A 10,292-nucleotide genomic window follows, 5' to 3' on the forward strand; every position below is an offset into this window, starting at 1 on the left:
TTATGCATGGCTACGACACGTGCTGGAGCGTCTGCCCCAGGCGGTGTCGGTGGAAGACTTCGAAGCCTTGCTGCCGTGGAACTGCTCGCCGCAGATCCCGCGATGACGAAAAACCCCATCTTGTAAAGAGTGGGGTTTATGGCGCGCTTACGGTTGGTTTCTTCACATATGCCCTAGAGGCGTTGGCTTTTGGTGGCTGATGTAAAGGTTGAAAGGGATCAAACGAACAAAAAAGGCCCAGGTTTTCACCTGAGCCTTTTTTCACATATGTGGCGCACCTGACGGGATTCGAACCCATGACCCCTGCCTTCGGAGGGCAGTACTCTATCCAGCTGAGCTACAGGTGCAATGCGGGCGCCATAATACTCATCAATCGCCCGTGCGTCCATGCTGACGAGCACGCGTTGTCAATTTCGCACACTTTCTTGCCTTAACCTGCCATTCATCCCCAAAGCGCCTGACCACCGCTGCCAATCCGTTCTTTTTTCTGAACGCCCTATTGTCCTTTATCGCCACAATCCCTAGGATTCGTTTGAGATTTCAAACGCTCCTGTTCGGCCTTCCTGCTGTTAAGCTTCGTGCGCCAGGATACGGCGAATAAAAAACCTTAGTGGTGCCCCATGCGGCGCCATTTCTATATCAGCCCGCTCCGCGTCTGCGCGGTGCTATTCAGGAGGCCGACATGCAGCTCAAGGATTCCAAACTGTTCCGCCAGCAAGCCTATATCAATGGTGCCTGGCTGGACGCAGACGGTGGCCAGACCATCAAGGTCAACAACCCGGCCACCAACGAAGTACTGGGCACCGTGCCGAAGATGGGCGCTGCCGAGACTCGCCGTGCCATCGAGGCCGCTGACAAGGCGCTGCCGGCCTGGCGTGCACTGACCGCCAAGGAGCGTGGTGCCAAGCTGCGTCGCTGGTACGAGTTGATGATCGAGAACCAGGACGACCTGGCCCGCCTGATGACCCTGGAGCAGGGCAAGCCGCTGGCCGAAGCCAAGGGCGAAATTGCTTATGCCGCCTCGTTCATCGAGTGGTTCGCCGAAGAAGCCAAGCGCGTCTACGGTGACGTGATCCCGGGCCACCAGCCGGACAAGCGCCTGATCGTGCTCAAGCAGCCGATCGGTGTGACCGCCGCGATTACCCCGTGGAACTTCCCTGCCGCGATGATCACCCGCAAGGCCGGTCCTGCGCTGGCAGCCGGTTGCACCATGGTGCTCAAGCCTGCTTCGCAGACCCCGTATTCCGCGCTGGCCCTGGCCGAGCTGGCCGAGCGTGCCGGCATTCCGGCGGGCGTGTTCAGCGTGATCACCGGCAGCGCCGGCGAAGTGGGCAGCGAGCTGACCGGTAACCCGATCGTGCGCAAGCTGTCGTTCACCGGCTCCACCGAAATCGGTCGCCAGTTGATGGCTGAATGCGCCAACGACATCAAGAAAGTGTCGCTGGAGCTGGGCGGTAACGCGCCTTTCATCGTGTTCGACGATGCTGACCTGGACAAGGCAGTCGAAGGCGCGATCATCTCCAAGTACCGCAACAACGGTCAGACCTGCGTTTGCGCCAACCGCATCTATGTGCAGGAAGGCGTCTACGAGGCGTTCGCCGAGAAGCTCAAAGCCGCTGTGGCCAAGCTCAAGATCGGTAACGGTCTGGAAGAGGGCATCACTACCGGCCCGCTGATCGACGAAAAAGCCGTGGCCAAGGTCAAGGAACACATCGCCGATGCCCTGAGCAAAGGCGCGAAAGTGCTGTCGGGCGGTAACAGCCTCGAAGGCACGTTCTTCGAGCCGACCATTCTGGTCAACGTGCCGAAGAATGCGGCAGTCGCCAAAGAAGAGACCTTCGGCCCGCTGGCGCCGCTGTTCAGCTTCAAGGACGAGGCCGAAGTGATTGCTCTGGCCAACGACACCGAGTTCGGTCTGGCATCGTACTTCTACGCGCAAAACATGAGCCGCGTGTTCCGTGTCGCCGAAGCGCTGGAGTACGGCATGGTGGGTATCAACACCGGCCTGATCTCCAACGAAGTGGCGCCGTTTGGCGGCATCAAGTCCTCGGGCCTGGGCCGTGAAGGCTCCAAGTACGGCATCGAAGACTACCTGGAAATCAAATACCTCTGCCTGTCGGTTTAATCGACGCAGGGAGCTGTACAGCCGATGGGGCGCGAGAGCGACGCTTCATCGGTTTTTGCGTTGTACACCAATATGGTGGCCGGAAGGCCGCGCCAGTCGATCATCGCATGCTGGCCCGGTTGTCTCCCGCCGCTGAATCCTTGAACCACGCCGACGATGAACGGCGAATGAGGAACTCATGAGCAAGACCAACGAATCCCTGCTGCAACGCCGTGCCGCCGCTGTCCCACGTGGCGTAGGCCAGATCCACCCGATCGTCGCCGAGCGCGCTGAAAACGCCACTGTGTGGGACGTCGAAGGCCGTGAATACATCGACTTCGCGGGCGGCATTGCGGTACTGAACACCGGCCACCTGCACCCTAAAGTGATCGCCGCCGTTCAGGAACAGCTGACCAAGCTGACCCATACCTGCTTCCAGGTGCTGGCCTACGAGCCGTACATCGAGTTGTGCGAAGAAATCGCCAAGCGCGTGCCGGGCGACTTCGCCAAGAAAACCCTGCTGGTGACCTCAGGCTCCGAAGCTGTTGAAAACGCCGTCAAGATCGCGCGTGCTGCCACTGGCCGTACCGGCGTGATCGCCTTCACCGGCGCTTACCACGGCCGCACCATGATGACCCTGTCGCTGACCGGCAAGGTCGTACCGTACTCGGCCGGCATGGGCCTGATGCCAGCCGGCGTGTTCCGCGCCCTGGCACCGTGCGAGCTGCACGGCGTGAGCGAAGACGAGTCGATCGCCAGCATCGAGCGCATCTTCAAGAACGATGCCCAGCCACAAGACATCGCCGCGATTATCATCGAGCCGGTGCAGGGCGAAGGCGGTTTCTACGTCAACTCGCCAGCGTTCATGGGCCGCCTGCGCGCCCTGTGCGATCAGCACGGCATCCTGCTGATCGCCGACGAAGTGCAGACCGGCGCCGGTCGTACCGGTACCTTCTTCGCCACCGAACAACTGGGTGTGGTTCCGGACCTGACCACCTTCGCCAAATCGGTCGGCGGCGGCTTCCCGATCTCCGGCGTGTGCGGCAAGGCCGAGATCATGGACACCATCGCCCCAGGCGGCCTGGGCGGCACCTATGCCGGTAGCCCGATTGCCTGTGCTGCGGCCCTGGCCGTGTTGAAAGTGTTCGACGAAGAAAACCTGCTGGCGCGCTCCAACGCCGTCGGCGAAACCCTGAAGGCGCGCCTGCGCCAGATCGCTGAAAAGCACAAGGTCATCGGCGACGTGCGCGGCCTGGGTTCGATGGTTGCCATCGAGCTGTTCGAAAACGGCGACCACAGCAAACCGGCTGCCGAACTGGTCGGCAAGGTCGTGGCCCGTGCCCGCGAAAAAGGCGTGATCCTGCTGTCGTGCGGCACGTACTACAACGTGATCCGTTTCCTGATGCCCGTCACCATTCCTGACGAGCAACTGGAAAAAGGCATTGCCCTGGTCGCCGAGTGCTTCGACGAACTGGCTTGATGCTGGATGGCTGAATAAAAAACCCGCTTCGGCGGGTTTTTTTACAGGCGCGGCCTATACAGACACATCAGGCCGACAGCGCCTGCAACCGGCACATCAGCAATTCCCGAAACCTCAAGGCCTGCGGCGACAGCGGTTTGTAGCTGTTGTGGATCACCGCGATATCAATGCTTTCGCTGGTCACGAACGGCCTGACCTGCAACTCCGGGATCAGGTTGTCGGAAATGGCAATGGCATCGACCACGGCCACTTCGCCGCTGGCGCGGCTGAACAGGCTGGCGATCAGCCCGGAGCGTACTTCCAGGCCGATGTTCAAATGCGGCAAGGCCTCGCCGTAGACCTTTTCTTCGCTGATGCCGTACAGCTCTTGCAGCGGCACTGAAATCAGCCGGTGGCCGATCAGGTCGTGCGGAGTGATCGAGGTGTGGCTGGCCAGCGGGTGCGAGGGCGACATGATGCACACCAGCGGGCAACTGAAGCGCGCATGCACGGTGATGCTCGGGTGGTTGACCTCAAAGGTGGTGATGCCGATGTCGACGATCTTTTCCGCCACCGCATCGATCATGCCGGCGGGTAACGGCAGGATGACCTTGACCTGCAGTTCGGGCCGCTCCTTGACCGTGTCGGCCACGCTTTGCGGCACCACGCTCATGCCCAGGCTGGGCGAGGCAGCGATGTACAGGTTGCCCTTGTCCGGGTTGGCCAGCTCTTTGGACATGGCATGGACTTTCTCGACATTGCGCCACAGCCGCTCGACCTCTTCATACAACTGCCGCGCTTCAGTGGTGGCGACCAGCCGGCCCTTGACCAGCTCGAACAGCTTCAAGCCGGTGCGTTGCTGGGTATGACTGAGCATCTTGCTCACGGCCGATTGCGAGATATGCAGCAACTCGGCAGCGCCAGCGATGCTGCCAGTGAGCATGATGGCGCGAAACACTTCCATTTGACGAAGATTCATACGGCGTCCCGGACGGCAGGGGGATCAAGCGATGCTGGAGTTTACGCGCCTGCCCTCTTGCGGCAAATACACATAGCATGGGCACCCTATAGACCTGATCAAAAAGTGATCGAGTTCCATTGCTGGATGTGTAGTAGTTCGGCTACAAAGTTCTGAATCGCATCATGGCTGCACAGGAAGGCAATTTTGGTGACTGTGAGCCGGTCGGACACGGAATCAGCGAAATGCGGATCTTCGTTGGACCGGGTTATCGTGTGTACTACACAAGACGCGCCGAAGTGGTGTATTTGCTACTGTGTGGCGGCAACAAGTCATCGCAGAAGCGCGACATCAAATTAGCGAAATCCATCCTCGACGAGATCGAGAAGGAAAGTGGTAAATGAGAGAGTTGAAGGTTTTCGAAGCTTCTGACTATCTGAACAACGATGAGGAAATCGCTGAGTTTCTGAGCATTTCCCTGGAAGACCCAAACCCTGACGTTTTCCTTCGTGCTCTGCAGGAAGTGGCTAAAGCACGGGGAATGAGCCAGCTTGCCCGGGACGCCGGTATCAATCGCGAAAGCCTCTACAAGGCTCTGGCTCCCGGTGCAAAGCCAAGATATGACACGGTTTTGAAGGTGATGAATGCGCTTGGCGTGAAACTGACCGCTCAGCACGTATAGCAAAGGAGCCGATTGGCTCCTTTTGTTTTGATCGGAAGCCCTACAGCCGGAACCGACCCAGCACAAGATATTCAACGCAGAGTACTTCGCCTCGGCGCAATGCTGAGGGATTCAATCGACGAATCCAGCCCGCTGCACACATATGCAAAAAATGCATATCCATATGCCTTCATATAGCCTTGAGCAAAGGTTAATGGTCGCCCCCAAATATTCAATTTATAGACTGGCCCCGCGCCAGTAGATTGCACGCACCCGGCTGGCACGCTCTGCAACAGTTCCGGAAGATTTATCGCATGCATGGCGCCAGGGATTGGCCCGCTCGCCATTTTTCAACCTTCACTCAGGTGTGTCTCACCCACAGTCGAGCCCGGCGGGCTGGCCGTGTCATGTCAGGTGCTGTCGTCATGAAAACCAACAAACGTTTTATTGCCACCCCGTTGTCCGTGGCCGTCTTTGGCGTCGTTGCCAGCATGAATGTGCTGGCCGCCGAGCCTGTCGATCAGGACAACCAGTTGAGTGCCGTGGTCGTGACCGGTACCCGCGCCGACAACCGCACCGAGGCCGAGTCGATGCAGCCTATCCAGGTGGTGTCGGCCAAGGCCTTGCAAGACAGCGGCAGCGCCGAGCTGGGCGAGGCGTTGTCGCGGCTGATTCCGTCGCTCAATTTCCCGCGTCCGGCCAGCTCCGGCTTCAGCGGTATCACCCGCCCTGCGCAAATGCGCGGCCTGGCGCCCGATCAGGTGCTGGTGCTGGTCAACGGCAAGCGCCGCCACACCAGCGCGCTGCTCAACACCAACGTCACCCAAGGCCGTGGCTCGGCGCCGGTGGACCTCAACACCATTCCGGTGTCGGCCATCGATCACGTCGAAGTGCTCAGCGACGGCGCGTCGGCGCGCTATGGCTCCGATGCCATCGCCGGGGTGATCAACATCATCCTCAAGAACGAAGCCTACGGCGGTCAGGCCACCACCAGCCTCGGCCAGACGACCAAGGGCGACGGTATCCAGCGTCACCTGGACGCCGATGCCGGTTTCGCCCTTGGCGAGCAGGGTGCCTTGCACCTGAGCTTCGATGGCAACTCTAACGACTTCACCAGCCGCGCCGGGCGTGACCTGCGCAACCCCGGCGCACCGGGTTATGGCGATACCACTTATCGGCTGGGCGACCCCGAGGTCAAGAACGGCAAACTGTTGATCAATGCCGACTACAATCTGACCGACGAACTGACCGCCTACGGTGTGGCGTCCTACAACCGCGCCGATGGCAGCACCTGGGATGCCTACCGCAACGGCCGCGCCTCGGTGTACGACGCGCAGGCCTATGCCAACGGCTACCGGCCGACCCTGCATTCGGAATCCGAAGACCAGACCCTGTTGCTCGGCCTCAAAGGCCAGGTGGTCGGCTGGAACTGGGACGCCAGCGTCAACTACGGTCAGAACGAGATGGAGTTCTATACCCGCGACAGCCTCAACCGTTACCTGTTTCGTGACACCGGCAGCCGCCAGAGCGATTTCTACGACGGTACATTGAAGAGCAGCCAGGCGGTCTACCAGCTCGATTTCAGCAAGGAAATCGACACCGGCCTGTTGCCCAACCCGTTGTCGGTAGCCTTTGGTGTCGAGTATCAGCACCAGACCTACAAGGAAAGCAGCGGCGAAGCGTCGTCGTATTACGGCACCGGCGCCGAGGGTTTTTCCGGTTTTCGCGACACCGACAGCGGTAGCTATCGCCGTGATCTGGTTGGTCAGTACATCGACCTGGAAACCAACCTGACCGACAAGTGGCGCGCCTCGGTGGCCTTGCGTCACGACAGCTCGAATGACTTTGGCGGCGCGACCACCGGCTCCCTGTCGAGCCGCTACGACTTCACTCCGCAAGTGGCCGTGCGTGGCAGCCTGTCCACCGGCTACCGTGCGCCGTCACTGGCCCAGCAGCATTACTCGGCGACCACCAGCGCACTGAATACTTCGATCAACGCCTATCAGGACCAGCGCACCGCTTCGGTCGACGACCCGGTGGCGCGCCTGCTCGGGGCCGACGACCTCAAGCCCGAGAAGTCGCAGAACATCAGCGCGGGCCTGGTGCTGCAACCGTTCGATGACTTCACCGCGACCGTGGATTTCTACCACATTGCCATCGACGACCGGATCACCCTGTCGAGCAACCTCAACGTACAGAACGCCGCCGCGCAAAACTTCCTGGTGGCCAACGGTGTGCAGCGCGACCTGTACCAGTCGGTGCGCTACTTCACCAACGCCGTCGACACCACCACGCGCGGCGTCGATGTGTCGGGGCAGTACCGCTGGCGCTTCGATAACGGCGGCCGTTTGAACAGCTCTGTCGGATACTCCTACAGCCAGACCCGCGTCACCGACGTCAAGGAAAACCCGGCGGTGCTCAGCCAGAACGGCCTGAACCTGGAGCGCATCGACCGTCGCGACCGCTATGGCGTGCTGACCGACAGCGCACCGCGCAGCAAGCTGTCGCTGAGCAACGACTACAGCCTGGGTGACTGGAGCTTCCACACCAACCTGGTGCGCTATGGCAGTTTCGTAGCGATCAGCAACAGCGGTCCTGATTTCGACCAGCGCTATGCCGCCAAGTGGGTGCTCGACCTGTCGACCAGCTACCGCCTGCAGGACTGGCTGTTCACCGTCGGCGGCGACAACGTCACCGACGCCTACCCGGACAAACGCAACAGCCTCAACAACCCGGGCCACCAGAACGTCAACTACATCTCGTATTCGCCGTTCGGCATGAATGGGGCGTTTTATTACGTGAAGGCTTCGTACCAGTGGTAAGAAACGCCTTGGCCGGGCTGGCAGCCAGCGTGCTGCTGGCCCTGGCCGTCAGCCTGCCGGCCCATGCAGGACCGGTGCTGCAGCGCATCGCCGAGCGCGGTGTGCTGACTGTGTGCAGCAACGTCGAGAACCGACCGTTCGCTTACCTGAGCCCTTCGGGACAGGCAGTGGGTTTCAATCTCGATCTGGCCGAAGACATCCGCGTGCGGTTGTCGGCCGACCTGCAACGCCCGCTGCGCCGCGAGACCGTCGCGACCAGCGGTGCCAACCGGGTGCCTTTTCTCGATCAGGGCAAATGTGACCTGATCATTACCGGTTACAGCGTGACGCCGGCGCGGCAGCGGCTGGTGGACTTTATCGAACCCAACTTCTACAGCTCCGGCGCCGTGTTGCTGGCGCGCAAGGACCGCACGGTCAGCAGTTGGGAAAGCCTGCGCGGCCAGGCGGTGTGCAGCAGTCACGGCTCGACCTACAACCAGGCCGTGGCCGAGCGTTATGGCGTGCGCATCCTGGCGTTTGCCGGGCTGACCGAAAGCGCCCAGGCGCTGCGTGACCAGCGCTGCGTCGGCCAGGTCATGGACGAGGCCGTGGCGCGTTTGCGCTTGGTCAACCAGCGCGAGTGGGCGGACTACGAGATCAAGCTGCCGACCATTCTGGAATCGCCGTGGAGCATGGCTATCGCCCATGGCGACCCGATATTTCGCAAGATGCTCGACGGCTATGCCCATGCCTGGCGCAAGGAAGGGCTGATCGAAGCGCTGGAAGACCGCTATGGCCTGCCGCATAAGCCGGTGCTGGCGGTTGCCGCACCGGTGGCGATCGGTCTGGACGAGCAGGGCGTGCCGCTGATTTTTCAGCGCATCGCCGAGGACTTTCGCCAGCTCAACCGCGACACCGGCTGGAATTTTCCGGTGTTCTACGAGGGCTGGTCGGCGCAGCAGTTCATTAACGGCATCGGCCTGACCATCAGGCTGGCGCTGATCTGCATCGTCACCTCGTGCCTGATCGGCCTGCTGGGTGCGCTGGCCATGCGCGGCCCGCGCGTGCTGCGCTGGACGGTGCAGGGCTATGTCGAGCTGCTGCGCAACACGCCGAGCCTGGCGCAGTTGTACTTCCTGTATTTCGGCATCGGCACCTTGCTGCGCGATGGCCTGCCGGGTGCGCAATTGCCTTGGTACGCCGATGCCTTCGGCCTGGCGGCGTTGTGCATCAGCCTGCATTACGGCGCCTTTGCCGTAGAGATCTTTCGCGCCGGCTTCAAGGCCGTGCCCGAGGCCACCCGCGAGGCGGCGCTGGCCCTGGGGTATGGCCGCTGGGGGCGCATGTGGCATGTGCAGTTGCCGATTGCCTTGCGCGCCAGCCTGCCGGCGCTGGGCAACAACATGGTGCAGTTGATCAAGGGCACGTCCATCGCCTATGCCGTGGCGGTGCCCGAGGTGCTCTACAGCGCGCAAGAACTGTGGAACGAGCGCAATAACGTGGTGGAAATGATGCTGCTGGTGCTGGCGACCTACCTGGCGTTGATGGCGGTACTGGCCTTGCTGCTCGACCGTCTGGAGCGGCGCTTGCGCCTGCCGGGGGTGAGCCTGTGAGTGTGTTTGCCGATTTGTTGCCGTGGCTGCCGATGCTCGGTCGCGGCTTTGTGGTGAACCTGGGCATGGGCATGGCGGCGATGCTGCTGGCGTGCCTGGCCGGCATTGCGCTGGGCGCCGCGCAACTGGCGCCGATGGCCTGGCTGCGGGTGCCGGCCAGGGTGCTGACCCAGTTGCTGCGCAATTCACCGTGGCTGGTGGTGATGTTTTTTGTCATGCACCTGCTGCCGTATGAGCTGCGGGTGTTTGACATGCGCCTGGCGATCCCCGGCTGGCTCAAGGCGGTCGTGGCGCTGGCGCTGCCCGCCACCGGCAATCTTGCAGAAATCGTTCGCGGCGGCCTGCGCGCCATTCCGCTGGCGCAGTGGGAAGCCGCCACCGCGCTGGGCTATGGACCGCTGGCTCGCTTGCGCCAGGTGATCCTGCCTCAGGCCTTGCGGCAGATTTTGCCTCCGGCGCTGGGCCTGTATTGCGTGGTCACCATGTCCACCGCGCTGGCCAGCCTGGTCGGTGTCGGCGAGGCGTTGGCCGTGGCCCGCGAGATTCTTGCTGCTGAAGCGCGTACCGACTTGCTGCTGCCGGTCTACGGCGTGGTGCTGGCGGCGTTCTTTTTCTACATCTTTCCCCTTTCGTTGCTGGCGCGCGCTCTGGAGCGCCGCTGGGCCCGCTGGTAGGTGACGTGTTGAACAAACGACT

The 10,292-nt window shown here is 61.5% G+C and carries 8 protein-coding genes, 1 tRNA gene and 1 pseudogene; 8 read left to right on the forward strand and 2 right to left on the reverse strand.

What is annotated here, in order from left to right; genetic code table 11:
- The coding region (locus ACYP2A_RS17730) for a transposase domain-containing protein (RefSeq protein WP_459746950.1) at positions 1–106 on the forward strand (106 nt) is incomplete at its 5' end.
- Positions 107–270: 164 nt separating this feature from the next.
- Here ACYP2A_RS17730 and ACYP2A_RS17735 read toward each other — a convergent pair.
- Positions 271–347 (reverse strand) — tRNA-Arg (locus ACYP2A_RS17735).
- Positions 348–682: 335 nt separating this feature from the next.
- Here ACYP2A_RS17735 and gabD point away from each other — a divergent pair.
- The gene (gene gabD / locus ACYP2A_RS17740; RefSeq protein WP_459746940.1) at positions 683–2,125 is read left to right on the forward strand and encodes an NADP-dependent succinate-semialdehyde dehydrogenase; all 1,443 of its coding nucleotides are present in this window, start codon (positions 683–685) and stop codon (positions 2,123–2,125) included.
- Between the two features lie 178 nt (positions 2,126–2,303).
- Positions 2,304–3,584: a 4-aminobutyrate--2-oxoglutarate transaminase gene (gene gabT / locus ACYP2A_RS17745; protein ID WP_459746942.1), complete on the forward strand. Its 1,281-nt coding sequence runs from the start codon at positions 2,304–2,306 to the stop codon at positions 3,582–3,584.
- A gap of 67 nt (positions 3,585–3,651) precedes the next feature.
- Here the strand turns inward: gabT and ACYP2A_RS17750 are convergent, their stop codons facing one another.
- Complete coding sequence (locus ACYP2A_RS17750; protein WP_459746943.1) at positions 3,652–4,542, reverse strand: LysR family transcriptional regulator; 891 nt, start codon at positions 4,540–4,542, stop codon at positions 3,652–3,654.
- Between the two features lie 146 nt (positions 4,543–4,688).
- Between ACYP2A_RS17750 and ACYP2A_RS17755 the strand changes: the two are divergent.
- The 5 genes and pseudogenes from ACYP2A_RS17755 to ACYP2A_RS17775 all read left to right on the forward strand — a co-directional run.
- A pseudogene (locus ACYP2A_RS17755) lies at positions 4,689–4,925 on the forward strand (type II toxin-antitoxin system RelE/ParE family toxin); the annotation flags it as partial.
- Entirely contained in the window at positions 4,922–5,203 is a 282-nt protein-coding gene (locus ACYP2A_RS17760) for an addiction module antidote protein (RefSeq protein ID WP_459746945.1), read from the forward strand. The pseudogene ACYP2A_RS17755 and the gene ACYP2A_RS17760, both read left to right, overlap by 4 nt.
- A gap of 404 nt (positions 5,204–5,607) precedes the next feature.
- The gene (locus tag ACYP2A_RS17765) at positions 5,608–8,004 is read left to right on the forward strand and encodes a TonB-dependent receptor plug domain-containing protein (RefSeq protein WP_459746946.1); all 2,397 of its coding nucleotides are present in this window, start codon (positions 5,608–5,610) and stop codon (positions 8,002–8,004) included.
- Positions 7,998–9,596 carry an ABC transporter substrate-binding protein/permease gene (locus tag ACYP2A_RS17770; RefSeq protein WP_459746947.1) on the forward strand — a complete coding sequence of 533 codons (1,599 nt, stop codon included), beginning with the start codon at positions 7,998–8,000 and terminating at the stop codon, positions 9,594–9,596. The genes ACYP2A_RS17765 and ACYP2A_RS17770 overlap by 7 nt, the downstream gene beginning before the upstream one ends.
- A complete protein-coding gene (locus ACYP2A_RS17775) occupies positions 9,593–10,270 on the forward strand; it encodes an amino acid ABC transporter permease (RefSeq protein WP_459746949.1) in 678 nt (225 codons plus the stop codon). The genes ACYP2A_RS17770 and ACYP2A_RS17775 overlap by 4 nt, the downstream gene beginning before the upstream one ends.
- Positions 10,271–10,292 lie beyond the last annotated feature (22 nt).

Source organism: Pseudomonas sp. 3A(2025) (genome assembly GCF_054589175.1).